Source organism: Myroides phaeus, from assembly GCF_009799805.1.
In the GTDB taxonomy this organism is placed as follows: domain Bacteria; phylum Bacteroidota; class Bacteroidia; order Flavobacteriales; family Flavobacteriaceae; genus Flavobacterium; species Flavobacterium phaeum_A.
On record NZ_CP047050.1, the window covers coordinates 1,788,269 to 1,805,244 of the forward strand.

At 34.3% G+C, this 16,976-nt stretch carries 15 protein-coding genes; 8 read left to right on the top strand and 7 right to left on the bottom strand.

The features are described 5' to 3' along the window. Window positions 1-5 precede the first annotated feature (5 nt). The 3 genes from GQS07_RS08055 to GQS07_RS08065 are packed head-to-tail and all read left to right on the top strand — an operon-like array spanning window position 6 to window position 3,352. Window positions 6-995, top strand: coding sequence for an HlyD family secretion protein (locus GQS07_RS08055; RefSeq protein WP_158210360.1), 990 nt, complete (start codon window positions 6-8; stop codon window positions 993-995). A 13-nt stretch (window positions 996-1,008) separates the two neighbouring features. Continuing rightward, window positions 1,009-2,175 carry an ABC transporter permease gene (locus GQS07_RS08060; RefSeq protein ID WP_262885438.1) on the top strand — a complete coding sequence of 389 codons (1,167 nt, stop codon included), beginning with the start codon at window positions 1,009-1,011 and terminating at the stop codon, window positions 2,173-2,175. After that, window positions 2,168-3,352: an ABC transporter permease gene (locus GQS07_RS08065; RefSeq protein WP_158210361.1), complete on the top strand. Its 1,185-nt coding sequence runs from the start codon at window positions 2,168-2,170 to the stop codon at window positions 3,350-3,352. Before GQS07_RS08060 ends, GQS07_RS08065 begins: the two co-directional genes overlap by 8 nt. A gap of 166 nt (window positions 3,353-3,518) precedes the next feature. Here GQS07_RS08065 and GQS07_RS08070 read toward each other — a convergent pair whose 3' ends face one another. Then, window positions 3,519-4,358: a DUF6929 family protein gene (locus GQS07_RS08070; RefSeq protein WP_158210362.1), complete on the bottom strand. Its 840-nt coding sequence runs from the start codon at window positions 4,356-4,358 to the stop codon at window positions 3,519-3,521. 72 nt (window positions 4,359-4,430) lie between these two features. On the opposite strand from GQS07_RS08070, the gene GQS07_RS08075 reads away from it, so the two are divergent. After that, window positions 4,431-5,333, top strand: coding sequence for a PPK2 family polyphosphate kinase (locus tag GQS07_RS08075; protein WP_158210363.1), 903 nt, complete (start codon window positions 4,431-4,433; stop codon window positions 5,331-5,333). 107 nt (window positions 5,334-5,440) lie between these two features. On the opposite strand, the gene GQS07_RS08080 is transcribed toward GQS07_RS08075, so the two are convergent. Continuing rightward, window positions 5,441-6,022 carry a hypothetical protein gene (locus GQS07_RS08080; protein WP_158210364.1) on the bottom strand — a complete coding sequence of 194 codons (582 nt, stop codon included), beginning with the start codon at window positions 6,020-6,022 and terminating at the stop codon, window positions 5,441-5,443. 133 nt (window positions 6,023-6,155) lie between these two features. On the opposite strand from GQS07_RS08080, the gene GQS07_RS08085 reads away from it, so the two are divergent. Together GQS07_RS08085 and GQS07_RS08090 are read left to right on the top strand one after the other, a co-directional pair. Then, complete coding sequence (locus GQS07_RS08085; protein WP_158210365.1) at window positions 6,156-7,526, top strand: MATE family efflux transporter; 1,371 nt, start codon at window positions 6,156-6,158, stop codon at window positions 7,524-7,526. Between the two features lie 11 nt (window positions 7,527-7,537). Beyond that, the gene (locus tag GQS07_RS08090) at window positions 7,538-7,789 is read left to right on the top strand and encodes a hypothetical protein (RefSeq protein WP_090408651.1); all 252 of its coding nucleotides are present in this window, start codon (window positions 7,538-7,540) and stop codon (window positions 7,787-7,789) included. A gap of 3 nt (window positions 7,790-7,792) precedes the next feature. On the opposite strand, the gene meaB is transcribed toward GQS07_RS08090, so the two are convergent. Next, window positions 7,793-8,869, bottom strand: a complete 1,077-nt coding sequence (meaB, locus tag GQS07_RS08095; protein WP_233269247.1) for a methylmalonyl Co-A mutase-associated GTPase MeaB — start codon at window positions 8,867-8,869, stop codon at window positions 7,793-7,795. Between the two features lie 149 nt (window positions 8,870-9,018). On the opposite strand from meaB, the gene GQS07_RS08100 reads away from it, so the two are divergent. Continuing rightward, entirely contained in the window at window positions 9,019-10,263 is a 1,245-nt protein-coding gene (locus GQS07_RS08100) for an MFS transporter (RefSeq protein ID WP_158210367.1), read from the top strand. Window positions 10,264-10,306: 43 nt separating this feature from the next. After that, complete coding sequence (locus GQS07_RS08105; RefSeq protein ID WP_158210368.1) at window positions 10,307-10,534, top strand: hypothetical protein; 228 nt, start codon at window positions 10,307-10,309, stop codon at window positions 10,532-10,534. Between the two features lie 323 nt (window positions 10,535-10,857). On the opposite strand, the gene mgtE is transcribed toward GQS07_RS08105, so the two are convergent. The 4 genes from mgtE to rpmH all read right to left on the bottom strand — a co-directional run bounded on the left by mgtE (window position 10,858) and on the right by rpmH (window position 16,929). Continuing rightward, window positions 10,858-12,171 (bottom strand): magnesium transporter, encoded by a 1,314-nt coding sequence (gene mgtE / locus GQS07_RS08110; protein ID WP_158210369.1) that lies wholly within the window; start codon window positions 12,169-12,171, stop codon window positions 10,858-10,860. A 136-nt stretch (window positions 12,172-12,307) separates the two neighbouring features. Continuing rightward, entirely contained in the window at window positions 12,308-13,630 is a 1,323-nt protein-coding gene (locus GQS07_RS08115; protein WP_158210370.1) for a DNA recombination protein RmuC, read from the bottom strand. A 136-nt stretch (window positions 13,631-13,766) separates the two neighbouring features. Further along, window positions 13,767-16,619, bottom strand: coding sequence for a carbamoyl-phosphate synthase large subunit (gene carB / locus GQS07_RS08120; RefSeq protein ID WP_158210371.1), 2,853 nt, complete (start codon window positions 16,617-16,619; stop codon window positions 13,767-13,769). Between the two features lie 148 nt (window positions 16,620-16,767). Beyond that, window positions 16,768-16,929, bottom strand: a complete 162-nt coding sequence (gene rpmH, locus GQS07_RS08125; protein ID WP_081498613.1) for a 50S ribosomal protein L34 — start codon at window positions 16,927-16,929, stop codon at window positions 16,768-16,770. Window positions 16,930-16,976: the final 47 nt, after the last annotated feature.

The following is a 16,976-nucleotide window of genomic DNA, read 5'->3' on the forward strand; positions in this document are numbered from 1 at the left end:
TAGAGATGAAAAGAAATAAGATAGTAAGTGCAATTGTAGGGCTATTTGTAATCGTAGTTATCTTAACAGTGTCATTGTGGTATATGAGTGCTCCAACAGAGTCTTATATTCAAGGTCAGGTTGAAGCAACGCAAATTAATGTAGCGTCAAAGATACCAGGTCGTATTAGTGATATTTATGTAAAAGAAGGGGAGCAAGTAAAAGCAGGACAAGTTTTATTGCAAATCAGTACTCCGGAGATTGATGCTAAATTAACACAAGCAGAGTCTGTTCAGAAAGCGGCACAAGCTTTAGATGATAAAGCTAATAAAGGAGCAAGAGAAGAAGAAATTCAAGCTGCTTTTAATATGTGGCAACAAGCAAAGGTTGGAGCTGAATTAGCTGAAAAAACGTATGCGCGTATTGAAAACTTGTTTAATGAGAAAGTATTGCCTGCTCAAAAAAGAGATGAGGCTTACACACAATATAAGGCAGCACAAGAAGTTCAAAAGGCAGCTCATTCTCAATATCAAATGGCATTGAAAGGTGCGCGTGTTGAAGATAAGACTGCTGCAATGGCTAAAGTGCACCAAGCAATGGCTGCTGTAGAAGAAGTGAAAATATTACAAGGTGAGGGACAAGTTAAGGCTCCTCAAAATGCTGAGGTATTAACAATTATGCCTAATAAAGGAGAAATTGTAAACTCTGGTTATCCTGTAGTTAACTTAGTAGATTTAAGTGATGTTTGGATTTATTTCAACATTAGAGAAGACTTGATGCCTAAGTTTAAAATGAATACTAAGTTTACTGTTAGTATTCCTGCTTTAGGACAAGACAATATTGAACTTGAAGTAAAATATATTGCTGCACAGGGTGATTATGCTACTTGGAGTGCTACAAAAGCAAAAGGTGATTTTGATATGAAAACATTTCTAATTAAAGCATACCCAACAACTAAAGTGGAAGGTCTAAGACCAGGGATGAGTGCATTAGTATTAGAAAGTAGTTTGAAATAAATAAATAGATAAAGTGAAAAAGGGTTTTTGGTCCATATTTAAGGGAGAATGCACAAGGATTTTTACAAGTCCGAGGCTATTAGTATTGATGTTGGGAGTCCCTTTGATACTGTTTATCTATTATGCCTCATTATTAGGCAAAGGAGTTTCAAGGGATCTACCGATTACTTTGTTAGATTTAGATAAGAGTAAGTTATCTCGTCAATTTGCACGTACATTGGAATCAACATCAACAATGAAAATTGCATATGAGGTTGCTGATGAAATTGAAGGACAAGGAACTGTTCGTAGAGGGGAATCATTTGCAATGGTTGTTATTCCTAAAAACTTTCAAAAGAACGTACAGAAAAGTGTTTATACAAACATTACGTGTTATTATAATGGGCAGTATTTATTGCCAGCAGGTTTAATACTTCGTGATTTTCAGTTGACTGCAGGTGCTTTTGCCGCAGGTGCGCGTATTCAGACCTTACAACAAGGTGGGGCAATGATGGAGCAGGCGGTAACTATGGTTTCTCCTGTAGGTACAGATTCTCACGTTTTGTATAACCCATATACAAGTTATGAATATTACCTTACAATTGCGTTTATGCCAATGGCATTTCAGATTGTAATTATGGTGGTTTCTATCTATGTATTTGGTTCTGTATTGAGATATAGAAAAGGGCGTGAGCTATTAGTACAAGGTAATGGAAATATATTTACTATTATTTTAGGTAAGATATTGCCTTACACAATTGTGTTTTCTATCATAGGTTTCTTTATGAATGCCTTATTGTACTACAAGATAGGAATTCCGTTTCACGGCAGTTTCTTTGTCGTTAATCTGTTTTTCTTGTCTTTTATTGTGGTATGTCAGAGTATGGCTTTCTTTTTAGCTTCAGTGATGTTTAGTATGAGAACAGCTCTTACAATTGGAGGGTCTTATGCTGCATTAGCTTTCTCTTTTGCAGGATATACATTTCCACCAGAAGGGATGAGTGCTTTCATTAGAGGCTTTAACTATATTTTTCCATTCCACGCTTATATGCGTTTTATTGTGGATTATGTGGTAAGAGGATTTGCATATAATAGTGTACAACAAACGTATGTAATTACACTTGCTGTTTTTGTATGTGTAGGAATTATAGGAATACCATTTTACTATGATAAATTAAAGAGAGGAGGCTACAATGTTTAAGGGAATTATAGAAAGTTTTGCTTTAATTATTGAAGCGTGTAAAAGAGAGTTTAAACTGATTTTTGCAGACTCAGCTATTGTGATGTCTTATATTATTTCAGTTTTATTAGTTGGTTTCTTTTATTCGTATGTGTATTCTCACGAGACATTTAACGACTTACCTGTTGCTGTGGTTGATAATGACCACTCAAAGCTAAGCCAGCAAGTGAGCAGAATGATTGAGGCTACTCCTCAATTAACTATTGCTTATCATACGGCAAGCCTTGATATGGCTAAAGAATTATATGACAAAGAAGAAGTTAAGGGGATTATTGTAATACCTGCTGACTTTGGACGAGATATACAAAAAGGATTAATGCCTCACGTGTCTGCTTATTGTGATGCTTCTTATATGTTGTATTACAAGCAAACAATAGGTGCTGTTATGAAGGCCTTAGGTACTTTTAACGGACAGGTAGAGGTAAATAAAATGCTATCAAGTGGTATTCCAATGGAGCAAGCTGTTGCTACAAGACGACCATTTAATATTACAGCAGCTCCTTTGTATAACATCAACGTAGGATATGCTACGTTCTTAATTCCCGTAGTATTTATTATCGCATTGCAAACATTGCAATTGTCGGGAATGGGAATTTTAGGTGGTACAATGCGTGAGCTTAATAAGTTTCCTGAAACATTTGCATTTGCAAACAGACGTTTTGGAAGTGTGTTTTTAACTTTGGGAAGAGCATTGACTTATTTAATAATTTCAATGACGTTATTGTTAATTGAAATTTGTGTGGTTATGCATATTTTTACGTTTCCACAAAGAGGTAATTTATTTGAAATTATGGTGTTCTTAACGCCATTTATTTTAGCGGTTACTTTTATGGGAATGGCTCTTGTAAACTTGTTTAGAAAGAGAGAAGATGCAATTATGACAGTAACAATTTTTTCAATTCCAACGTTATTGTTATCTGGGGTATCTTGGCCTACAGTTGCTTTCCCTACTTGGGCAAAGATTGTAGCTGTTTTTGTACCGAGCACAGCAGGAGCACAAGGCTTTGTAGCATTGAGTCAATTTGGTGCTTCTTTAGCTGAAATGAAAAGTCTGTTTATTGAGATGTGGGCAGTTTGTATATTTTATTTTGTACTGGCTGTATGGACCAATAGAAGATTTTATAAACAAGTGAAATAAACTGATTCAATATAATTTTGAAACGAAAGGGAAAGTATATCAATTATACTTTCCCTTTTTTATTGTTGTCTTGTGCTATAGGCTTTGTGTCAATAGACAAGAAAATGGATGTGTTTTGTAATAGAAACTAAGCTGTTGTTAATACAATACAGCTTAATTATAGTTGCTAATTAGATAAGGTTAACTTGTAAATTCCCGTTGCTTTATCGTCATTATCTGGGTCTTCACACAATAAGAATGTTGTTGTTGATTGGTTTTGGTCAAACAGTGTAATACCTTCAAACTTATGTGTCTCAGAAATTACTTTTGTTTTTTCTACTTTCAACTTCTTTAAGTCAATACGACCGACTAAGGTTCCTTTGATTTCTCCATCTGCATAAGTAGATTGGCCATCTTCTGCTGCTGCTAAAAAGTATAGTTTATCACCTACTTTTACAGCATCTGTAAAGCTACTTTGTACTTTCTGAATCTTAGGTAATTTTATAGGAGTATAAGTAATTTGAAAGTCATTTAAGATGTTTGCTCCCTTTACAACAAATATTCCATTAGCTGCCTTAGGGCCATTTCCTCTGTTAAAAAAGTACCATTGTTCTTCATCAAAAACAACTCCTTCTATATTAAAATCTTCCTCAGATAAGTTTGCGAAACTCTTCATTGAGTCGTATAAAATATCTAAGTCATTTTCACTAATTACCTCATTTGTTAGTCTGTTTACTTCAACCAAGTTTATTCTGTTAGGCTTTGAACCTGATCCAAAGATATAATAGTTGATGCCATCTGTTGTGATTGACTCATAGTCTGGTTTTTCGCTTTTCACAATATTGTCTATACCATTACCTCCTGTTGTTAAAGGTGTTTTGAAAAGCTGTTCTTTCTCCATATTGTAATGGTAGAAGTTGGTCGAGTTGTCAGCAATTAAGTGAATTTGATTATCGTTGTAGACAAGGCCAGAAGCTGCGCTTATACCGAATATTTGGAAAAGTAGTTCTAATGCAATTTGCTTCATTGAAATAAATATTTGAATATGATTCGTTTAACTAATAAAAAGTAGTAAATTTTACTTTACAAAAAGTATGTTATGAAGATAAGAGAAAATTATAGGATAGACAATCCAATTGAACTGGAAAAATTACCAACGAAACCCGATATAGATATTACATCAAAGAAGGCTATTCGCAAGTTAGAAGGACTGAGTAGAAAACTTGGTAAGTTTCAAGATGTGATGTATGCACACAATAAATACAGTGTTTTGATTTGCTTACAAGGGATGGATACAGCAGGAAAAGACAGTTTGATTAGAGAGGTGTTTCGCTCTTTCAACGCAAGGGGAGTTGTTGTTCAGAGTTTTAAGAAACCGACTTCTTATGAGTTAGAACACGATTATTTGTGGCGTCATTATGTAGCCTTACCAGAGAAAGGTAAGTTTACAGTATTTAATCGGACACATTATGAAAATGTACTTGTTTCAAGAGTTCACCCGCAGATTGTTTTAAATGAACGCTTGCCACACATAACAAAAGAAGAAGATATTACAGATGAGTTTTGGGAAAATAGGTTAGATGAGATTAAGAACTTTGAAAAACATATTCAAAACAATGGAGTAGTGGTTATTAAGATATTCCTACACTTGAGTAAAGATGAACAGAAGAAGAGAATTTTAAGGCGATTAGACCAAGGGAAGCACAATTGGAAGTTTGCGCCTGAAGATGTGAAGGAGAGGGAATATTGGGATTTATATCAACAATATTATGAAGAAGCAATCAATGCAACATCAACAGAAGAATGTCCGTGGTACGTTATTCCAGCAGATGATAAAGCAGTTTGTAGGTATATTTTTGCAAAGATATTGGATGAAATATTTAGTGAGTTTACAGATGTGAAGATACCAGAGGTTGCTGAAGATATAAAAGTTGATTTAGAAAGGTATAAGAAAATGTTGTTAGAGGGTGATGTACAAACAAAAGGGAATGAAGAAGAATGATCCACAGTTTCTAAAGCATAAAGTATAAAAAGTAAAAAACGCCTACGAGCAATATGCTGTAGGCGTTTTTAATTGTGGCTTGTTTTCTGTTGTGTTTTTTGGCTGGCTTATTTATTTTTCTTGTGTTTCTTTTTGTACTTATTGTTGTGCTTGTTTTTAGCTTTTTCGTTGTGTTTTTTGTAGTTCTTTAAGCTAAAACCATAAGCAACACGTACGCCAATTTGGTCTGTGTTGTAGTCATTGTAGTTTTCATAACGTAAACTAACATCAATGAATTTGTTTGCAAAACCAATTGAAGGAGACCATAAGAATGAGTTCCCCATTTCTTTATGTGTACCAATAGCTGCTCCTAACTCTCCCATAGCATAAATATTTTTGCTTAAGAATTGTTTGAAACCTGCTTTTACAGGTACTAAACCTAAATCTCCGTTATCTCCATCAAATAAATGAGTGTATCCAGAGGTAAGTGTAAATGATGTTTTTTTGCTTACATCATATTGTAATCTTGCATCAACACCTAAAGCAGCATCGTATTTCGAATCTGTCGGTACTCCACCATTAATTCCGAAACCAACGCGGAATCCTTTAGGGTAATAAGCTTTAGTTTTTTGTTGAGCCATAGCCGGTGAAGCTATAAGTAAGGCTCCTGTTAGTAAAGTAAAAGCGAATTTTTTACTTAATGCGAACATAGGTTTTGAGTTTTATTAGTTTTATAGTGGATGATATAAACAAAAAACCTGCCGTTGGCTAAACATTTTTAATTTATTAAGAGAAGTGAAAATTTTATTTCGGGCTCAACTCTGTATATTTGCAAAAAAAAAGATGAATTTATCTATTTACTTTAAAGAGTTTAATTACAATATCCGACTTGCCTATCCAATTATTTTAGCCATGTTGGGACATACAATTGTTGGAGTAATAGATAATATTATGGTTGGTAAAATTGGAGCAACTGAATTAGCAGCTGCTTCGTTAGCTAATAGTTTTGTCTTTATTGCCATCTCTTTAGGAGTTGGATTTTCTACTGCTATTACCCCTCTTGTAGCACATAGTGATGCTGAGAATGATGTAGATACGGGAAGAAGTATTTTTGTGAACGGCTTGTTTTTGTGTACGACTTTAGGAATTGGATTGTTTTTATTGATCTTTTTTTCTAAGCCGTTATTAATGCATATGGGACAACCAGAGGATGTTACTTTATTGGCAAAACCATTCTTAGATATTGTGGCGTTGTCTTTAATTCCAATGGTAATGTATCAAGCTTATAAGCAGTTTGCCGATGGTAAAAGTCAGACCAAAAATTCAATGTACGCAACCATAATTGCCAATGTAACAAATATTGTTTGTAATTACGTTTTGATTTATGGTGTGTGGATTTTCCCCGAAATGGGGATGTTAGGGGCAGCGTATGGTACACTTATTTCGCGTTTGGTGATGATTGTGTATATGCACTTTGCTTTGAATCGCCAAGAGATGTTCAAGCCATTTATGTCTAAGATGCAGTTGACTGACTTAAAAAAGGATATGCTAAATAGAATAAGTAAACTTGGGATTCCTTCTGGAATGATGAGTTTTTTTGAAGTTGCGCTATTCGTTGGAGCTGTTTGGCTTTCAGGAATGATTGGTACAGTAGCTCAAGCGGCAAATCAAATTGCGTTGAGTATGTCGTCAATGACATTTATGTTTGCAAGTGGATTGAGTGTAGCAGCAATGATTCGCGTTGGAAACCAGAAAGGACTTAAAAATTATGTGCAGTTAAAAGTTGTAGCTCGTTCTATCTTATTAATGGCAATTATCATTTATACTGTATTTGCCTTGTGTTTTGTATTGTTTCACAATTATATTCCAATGTTGTTTTTAGACAGCAAAGATGAGGTAAATGCTGTGTTGAATGACGAAGTGATTAGAGTAGCAGGACAATTATTATTAGTAGCTGCAATTTTCCAAATATCAGATTGTATTCAGGTGGTAACACTTGGTGCATTACGTGGATTACAAGATGTAAATATACCAATGATTATTACCTTTATATCGTATTGGATTATAGGGTTCCCTGTGTCAATCTATTTAGGATTATACACCGATGTAGGTGCGCCAGGTATATGGATTGGATTGTTAGCAGGATTAACTACTGCGGCAATATTTTTATATCTTCGCTTCCACAAACTATCAAATAAATTAATAAATAATTAAAATCATATAATATGCAATTACCTAAATTTGTTTTAGCAGATAATACAGAGTTTCCAGATGATATCTTCATTGTACATTTAGATTTTCCAAGATTCATTATCAACTTAAATACGGATGAAATCGAGTTTTTAGAAACTATCGAGGAGAATGAAGAAGCTGAAGTAGAAGCTGAAATGGAAGGATTGATCGTTAAAGCTGGAGAGTTTTACGAGAGAGAAATGGAACGTTATGTTGAAGATGAAGAATTGGGAGAAGAAGACTAATTCTTATTCTTTAAAATAGAATTCTAAAATTTTATGAGCAGCTGCAAAAGGTGATAATTCATTGTTTTGCACTGCTTTTTTATTTTCCGTAATTAGCGATTTAATACCTTGGTGATTGTAGAAATTCATTAAGATGTTCTCATTAATGGTTTCCATCATCCAATATTGATTCTGTTCTTGTCTGCGATTTTGGAAGTAATTGTTTTGTGCTGTCAATTCACAATACTTTTCAATGATATCCCATATTTCTTGAATCCCTGTGTTTTGTAATGCGCTACAAGTAGTAACTTTTGGAGTCCAATCAGATGATTTTTTAGGGAATAAGTGCAATGCTCTATTAAAGTCTAACTTAGCTTGGTGAGCTCTTTTTATATTTTCACCATCAGCTTTGTTTATTACAACAGCATCAGCCATTTCCATAATCCCTCTTTTAATTCCTTGTAACTCATCTCCAGCACCAGCTAAGTTAAGCAACAAAAAGAAGTCAACCATACTTTGAACAGCTGTTTCACTTTGTCCTACACCAACTGTTTCTACCAAGATAGTGTCAAAACCACACGCCTCACATAATATGATGCTTTCTCTTGTTTTACGAGCTACCCCACCTAAGCTATCGCCTGATGCAGAAGGGCGGATATAAGCATTAGGATCTTTTACAAGTTCTTCCATTCTTGTTTTATCCCCCAAAATACTTCCCTTGGTAATACTACTACTTGGGTCAATAGCTAATACGGCTACTTTTTTACCCATTGCTGTTAATAGTTGTCCGAATGACTCGATAAACGTACTTTTTCCAACACCAGGAACTCCCGTTATACCAATGCGTATAGATTTGTTTGCAAAAGGTAAACAACCTTGAATAATTTCTTCTGCTTGTTTATGGTGGTCTTGATTAAGACTTTCAATAAGCGTGATACCCTGACTTAAAGCCACTTTATCGTGGTTGGTAATTCGCTTGATAATTTCTTCCGTACTGATACGTTGCTTGCGTCTTTGTTGAAAACGTTGAATAGCATTAGCATTAGTAATGTGAGGTTGTTCAACCCCTTCATTTTCTTTTAATGCCGATTTGTTATTCATTTGTGAGTTAGACGAATGCATGAAGTAATTATTTTAGATGTGTGAGTAGTAAAAATAGTAAAAATCTCTTCAGTTAAAAATTAAAATGCACATTTACCAAGTTTTAGGGCTTTTACAGCTATATTTACGAACTCACAAACAACATTTATATGATTAATTTTATCGGTTTTCAAAAGAAATGGTTAGATAAAGTAGGACAGCAATCGCTGGCACAAAAGACAGTGTATCCTATTTTATTAGCAATTAGCTTTGGACATTTATGTAATGATTTATTGCAAGCCGTGGTGCCTGCTGTGTATCCGATGTTGAAAGAAAACTATAATCTAAGTTTTGCTCAAATAGGTATGATTACTTTTTGTTATCAAGTTTCTTCCTCTTTACTACAACCCTTAGTTGGAAATTATACAGATAAGAATCCACAACCTTATTCTCAAATGTATGGGATGATTTGCACAATGTTAGGGGTGATGTTGTTGAGCTTTGCGCCAAGTTATGCTATTGTCTTGTGTTCTGTTGTATTGATTGGAATAGGGTCTTCTATTTTTCATCCAGAATCGTCAAGAGTATCTTTTGTTGCCTCAGGTGGAAAGCGAAGTTTAGCACAATCTATTTTTCAGATAGGTGGAAATACAGGTACGGCATTAGCTCCGTTGTTAGTAGCGTGGATTGTATTGCCAAAGGGGCAGCAACACTTATTGTGGTTTGTGTTTGTAGCTTTAGTCGCACAGTTTGTATATTATTTTATAGGTACTTGGTATAAGGGGATTTTAAGTAATCCGGTTCACAAAAAGAAAAAGGTAATTCGCATTCCTGAATTGTCTAAGTTTCGTGTTAACTCAGCTATAGCTGTCTTGTTATTGCTGATTTTTTCAAAGTATTTTTATGTAGCGAGTATTTCAAGTTATTTCCAATTCTTTACGATGGAAAAGTTTGGCGTAAGTGAAGTCCAAGCACAAGTATATTTATTCTACTTTTTAATTGCCGTTGCCGCAGGTACTTTGATCGGAGGTTTCTTTGGAGATAGAGTAGGGCGTAAGTATATTATTTGGTTCTCTGTATTGGGAGCTGCGCCATTTACACTGCTGTTGCCTTATGTAGATTTGTTTTGGACAGGTATATTAATCGTTATTATCGGTTTAATTATGTCCTCTGCATTTCCTTCTATTTTAGTGTATGCACAAGAATTGTTGCCTAAGAAGATAGGTATGGTATCTGGTTTGTTTTTCGGTTTTGCATTCGGTATGGGTGGTTTAGGATCAGCTATATTAGGGGTGTGGGCAGATAAAACGTCTATTGAACACATATACCACATTTGTGCTTTTTTACCTTTAATTGGAATTATAGCTGCCTTTTTGCCTAATATGAAAAAAGTAAAGTTTAGAGAGGAGATATAATATCGTTTTGTATATTTATGATTATCAATTAAATATAATGAATATGGGTAAGTTGTTATTATTATTAGTTGTTTTTTTAGGCTGTATTAGTTGTACAGTTAGCAAAGAGAAAGTGGTTGTGAAAAATTCGCAAAAAAAAGTGGTTGTGATGAAGCAAGAGAACACCTATAAAGAGGAATACACTACGCGTGTAACTGCTTATAATGACACGGTAAATCCACAGACTTATAATACGATTGATAACAAGAATTTTCTATTAATCAAAAAGTAGGGATTAAGAAGGTTGTTATTAGAGTTCAACAATACTTGATGTAAACAAGTAGCAAGGCAATGCAACTGAAATAGATTAGTTTACTAAAACCTGTGTTTAGATAGAGGATAACTTATGTAGTATAGCATATGCATAGCTTCGAAAGCTGTTTATTGTGAAGTAAAACAAGAAAGTGTTTCTATCTAAGACAATTTATAGAACAACGAAATAAAGAAATACGATTGCGATGTTTATCTATTACAAGTGCATTAGTAATAAGAGAAAATAAAAAAAGCTTGAAGAATTAACTTCAAGCTTTTTTGTTATATTGATTTTAAGTCGTTTTAAAGTATTTTTCCTGTTAAGAACATTGCTGCAATAGAGAAATAGATTATCAATCCAGAAACGTCTACTAAAGTAGCTACGAATGGAGCAGATGCCGTTGCAGGGTCCATTCCGAACTTTCTAAGTATAAATGGAATTAACGAACCTGATAGTGTTCCCCAAAGAACGATGAATAACAACGATACAGATACACTCAATCCTACGAATACCCAATGTTCTCCATAATCGTATATTCCTGCTTCTTGCCAGATTAGAATACGGATGAATCCAATGGTACCTAATAATCCTCCAAGCATAACCCCAGAAGCAAGCTCTTTACGCATTACATACCACCAGTCGTTTAATTTCAATTCTCCTAACGCCATAGCACGAATAACAAGTGATGCTGCTTGCGAACCTGAGTTACCACCACTGGAAATAATCAATGGAACGAATAAAGCAAGTACAACTGCCTTTTCAATTTCTTCATCGAAATACCCCATGGCAGAGGCAGTTAACATTTCTCCTAAGAATAGGATAATTAACCAACCAGCACGTTTGCGGACTAATTCAAATAGGGGTGTATGTGTATATGATAAATCTAACTCTTCCATCCCCCCGAATTTCTGGATGTCCTCTGTATCACGTTCTTTAATTTTATCTAAGATATCATCAAAGGTTACAATTCCAACCAATACTCCTTTTTCAGTAATAATTGGTAAAGCAGATCGGTCGTATTTTTCAAACGTATCAAACGCTTCCTCCATTGGAGTAGTTGAGGTGATTGAAACAAAACTATCATCTACTAATTCAGAAATTAAAGTGTCTTCATTTGCAAGTACAAGCTCACCCAACTTTAAGTCATCAATTAATTTGTTGTTATCATCAACAACATAGATGTAGTTTAATGTTTCTGCTTTTTTTCCGTATTTCTTGATATGCTGAAGAACTTGTTTTACTGTTCTGTTTGCCTTTGTTTGAATGTACAAGGGCGTCATCAGTCTGGCAATACTATCTTCTTTGTATCCGATTAGGTTTAAAGCTATTTGTTTTTCCGTATCATTTAATAAGTTGATAGAATACTTAATTAATTCATCTGGAAAGTTTTCTAATAATTCAGTACGGTCATCAGGCTCAAGGTTATTTAATACATCAGCATAATCCTCTTGTGTCATACTGTGTACAATTTCCTCTTGGATATTGATGTCAAGAAAAGAAAAGACTTCAACCTTCAAGTCGGGCGAAAGCTTTAAAAATTCAAGGTTTCGCTGTTTTCTTTTCATTTCTGAAATAGCTTCAGCAATATCTGCTGGGTGCATATCTGTAAAAGTCATAGGACAAAGTTTGTAAAGTAATTATAACTGATATGATAAATAACAAACACAAAAATAAGCTTTAGAATGCATATTTTAAAATTTATACCGGTTTTATATTAAAAACAAATATAAAAGTTGTCAAAAAAAAGAAAAATTAGGAGTTATTTTCCGATTTGTCAAGTAAATTATTTTCTAAACTCTTCTTTGCTTTAGCGCCCATATCTTTTAATTTTTGAACAGAAGTAATTAAATTTCCTTTTCCTTCACTTAATTTATTAAAAGCACTTTCGTATTCGTTTTTAGTCTCATCAATTTTTTTACCAACTTTCGTTAAATCAGTAATTAGTCCAACAAATTTATCATATAACAAACCAGCTTGTCTTGCTATTTCATACGCGTTTTCTTGTTGTTTACGTTGTGTCCACATTGATTCAATAGTTCTTAGCGTTGCTAACAAAGTTGAAGGGGTTACAATAACTATATTTTTTTCAAATGCTTTTGTGTATAGACTATTATCTGCATTAATAGCAGTTGAAAAAGCTGTTTCAATCGGAATAAACAATAAAACGAAATCAGGACTTGTCCCTTTGTACAGTTCAAAATAATTCTTTTCAGACAAACCATCTATGTGGCGTTTGATAGATATTAGGTGTTCTTGTAGATAACGTCTTTGTTCATCTGCATCTGTTGTGTTAACGTATTGTTCATAGGCAACTAAAGATACTTTAGAGTCAATAACCATATGGCGTTGGTCTGGTAAATAGATAACAACATCCGGTTGAAGTTTGTTTCCATTCTCTGTCGTATAACTTTGTTGTGTTTCGTATTCGCGACCTTTTTCTAAACCAGATTTTTCTAAAACACTTTCAAGAATCATTTCTCCCCAATTCCCTTGCATTTTATTATCTCCTTTTAGTGCTTTTGTCAGGTTTAGTGTTTCCTCACTCATCTTCATATTGGTTTGTTGTAAACCAAAGATTTGTTGACGCAATGCCGCGTGGTGGTCAATGCTCTCTTTGTGTGTTTGCTCTACCTTTTGTTCAAAGTGAAGTATTTTCTCTTGCAAAGGAGTAAGAATCGTTTCTAAGTTCAATTTGTTTTGTTTGGTAAACTTTTCACTCTTTTCTTCTAAGATCTTGTTGGCTAAGTTTTCAAATTCAATCGTAAACTTTTCTTGCAATGCTTGAGTTTCCTGTTGCTGTTGTTCTAAGCGCTCTTTAAGATTAGCAAATTCCGTTTCGCGAATACTAATACGGGCAATTAATTCTTGGTTGTCTTGTCGCAAGATTTCATTGCTATCTTCCATACTTTGTTTTTCATCTTGAAGTTGAAGAATTTGTTTGTTTTGAAAGTCGTTTTCAGCTTGTAGTTTAATCGCTGATTCGTTAGTAGAACCATCTTTCTTTCCTGATTTTCCTATAAAAAAGGCTACAATAATTAAAATTGCTAATAGACCAATTAAGAGTTCTTGTGACATAGAGAATAAATGTTTTTAAAACCCAAAAATAAGGAATATAACGATTGTAGGAGTATAAAGTATTGCTATGGTTTGTAGCAAAAAAAGGGAGGTTAGTATAAAACCAACCTCCCTCTTGAGTATAGTAGATAAAAGCTTATTTACTTAAGTACATTTTTCTACGAGAGTAGATTTCGTAGAATTGGTCATCTCTTAAATTGTCGATGAATAAGATGCTTTCTCCTGTAGATTTCATTTCAGGACCAAGGTTTTTATTCACGTTTTTAAACTTGTTAAAAGAGAATACCGGAGTTTTAATAGCGTATCCGTTTAGTTGAGGATTAAAAGTAAAGTCTGTTACTTTTTTCTCACCTAACATTACTTTAGTAGCATAGTTTACATAAGGTTCACCGTATGCTTTAGCAATGAAAGGAACAGTACGAGATGCTCTTGGGTTTGCTTCAATGATGTAAACAACGTCATCTTTAATTGCAAACTGAATGTTGATTAAACCAACTGTTTTTAAAGCTACAGCAATTTTTCTTGTGTGGTCTTTAATTTGGTTTAATACAAACTCTCCTAAGTTGAATGGAGGCAACATTGCGTGGCTATCACCAGAGTGAACTCCACAAGGCTCAATGTGTTCCATGATACCAATGATGTGTACATTTTCTCCATCACAGATAGCATCTGCTTCCGCTTCAATAGCACCAGCTAAATAATGGTCAAGAAGAAGAGAGTTACCAGGAATTGAGTTTAATAATTCAATTACGTGTTCTTCTAATTCTTTCTTGTTGATTACAATTTTCATTCCTTGACCTCCTAATACGTATGATGGACGTACTAATAACGGGAAAGCAAGTTCGTCTGCTAATTTTAAAGCTTGTTCAGCTGTTTTAGCAACACCAAACTGAGGGAATGGGATGTTTAACTCTTCTAATAAAGTAGAGAAACGTCCACGGTCTTCAGCTAAGTCTAATGCGTCATAGCTTGTACCTAATATTTTGATACCGTTTCTTTCAAGTTTCTCAGCAAGTTTAAGTGCTGTTTGTCCCCCTAATTGAACGATAACACCTTCTGGTTTTTCGTGTTGAATGATATCGTAGATATGCTCCCAGAATACAGGTTCGAAGTATAATTTATTAGCTGTATCGAAATCTGTAGAAACAGTTTCAGGGTTACAGTTAATCATAATTGTTTCGTATCCACATTCTTCAGCAGCTAATACACCGTGTACACAAGAGTAGTCAAACTCAATACCTTGACCAATACGGTTAGGTCCTGATCCTAATACAACTACTTTTTTCTTGTCAGATACAACACTTTCATTAGAAACATAACGAGTTCCGTCAGGGCGTTCTATTTCAGATTCAAAAGTAGAGTAGTAGTATGGTGTTTTAGCAGGGAATTCAGCAGCACAAGTATCAACCAACTTGAACACACGTTTAATTCCTTGTTCATCACGTAAATTGTGAACTTTACTTTCAACTGTTTTTAGCATATGAGCTATTTGTCTGTCGGCAAAACCTTTTTGTTTCGCTTCTAACATTAAGTCTTTTGGTAAAGTTTCAAGTGTATATTTAGAAATTTCTTTTTCAAGCATATATAGTTCTTCATATTGTTTTAAGAACCACATATCAATCTTAGTAATTTCATGAATTCTGCTTAATGGAATTCCGTGTTGGATTGCATCATAGATTACAAAAACTCTATCCCAGCTTGCGTGAGTTAATTTTTCAATGATTTGATCATAGTTTGTATAACCTTTACCATCAGCTCCTAAACCGTTACGTTTAATTTCTAATGATTGTGTTGCTTTGTGTAATGCTTCTTGGAATGAACGTCCAATCCCCATTACCTCACCAACTGATTTCATTTGAAGACCTAATGTGCGGTCAGCTCCTTCAAATTTATCAAAGTTCCAACGAGGGATTTTTACAATTACATAATCTAAAGTCGGCTCAAATAAAGCTGATGTAGATTTAGTAATTTGGTTTTGTAACTCGTCTAATGTATAACCTAACGCTAATTTAGTAGCTACTTTAGCAATAGGGTATCCAGTTGCTTTAGATGCTAAAGCAGAAGAACGAGATACACGTGGGTTAATTTCAATAGCAACAATATCTTCTTTTTCATCTGGAGACACAGCGAACTGTACGTTACATCCACCAGCGAAGTTTCCGATACTACGCATCATTTTGATAGATAAATCACGCATTCTTTGGAATGTTCTATCTGATAATGTCATAGCAGGTGCTACAGTAATACTATCTCCAGTGTGGATTCCCATAGGGTCCATGTTTTCAATAGTACATATAATTACTACGTTATCGTTTTTATCGCGTAATAATTCTAATTCATATTCTTTCCATCCAAGTAAAGCTTTGTCAATTAAAACTTCGTGGATTGGAGATGCTTCAAGACCATTTTTCAATAGTTCGTCAAAGTCTTCCGCTTTGTAAACAAAAGCAGCTCCTGTTCCTCCTAAAGTAAACGAAGGACGAATTACTAATGGGAAACCGAATTCTTGTGCAATTTCTTTCCCTTCTAAGTAAGAAGTAGCAGTTTTTGCAGGTGCAGCAGGAACGTCAATTTTTTCTAACAATTGTTTGAATTGCTCACGGTCCTCTGTAACGTTGATAGCGTTGATATCAACTCCGATAAGGCGAACTCCAAAATCAGACCAAATACCTTTATCGTCACATTCTAAACATAAGTTCAATGCTGTCTGTCCTCCCATTGTAGGTAGTACAGCATCAATTTCAGGATGCGCCACAAGGATCTCGATGATTGATCTTGCTGTCAAAGGTTTTAAGTAAATATGATCTGCCATTGAAGGGTCAGTCATAATTGTAGCAGGGTTAGAGTTAATAAGGATAACTTTAATTCCCTCTTCTCTTAGAGATCTTGCTGACTGTGAACCTGAATAGTCAAATTCACAAGCTTGTCCGATAATGATTGGTCCAGAACCAATGATTAGTACAGTTTTAATGGAAGTGTCTTTAGGCATCTTTAATTGTGTTGTTATGTTAATTACTTTATAATCAATAAAGTAAGTTTAGTGTTGTTGTGTGTGATAGATAGTTTCGTTTCCGACAGACTATAAAAAAAGGCGTTACGAATAATAGTAACACCTTTAGCTATGTTTTATACAAACATTATTTTTTATGTCTTGTTTCACAAGAAACAGAGATTTTATGTCTTCCTTTAGCTCTTCTTGCAGCTAATACTTTTCTACCGTTTGGAGTAGACATTCTTTCCATGAAACCATGCTTGTTTCTTCTTTTTCTATTCGATGGTTGAAACGTTCTTTTGCTCATTGCTTTTATCTTTAAATCTTAAATTTTACTATCTCAAAAAATCAGCT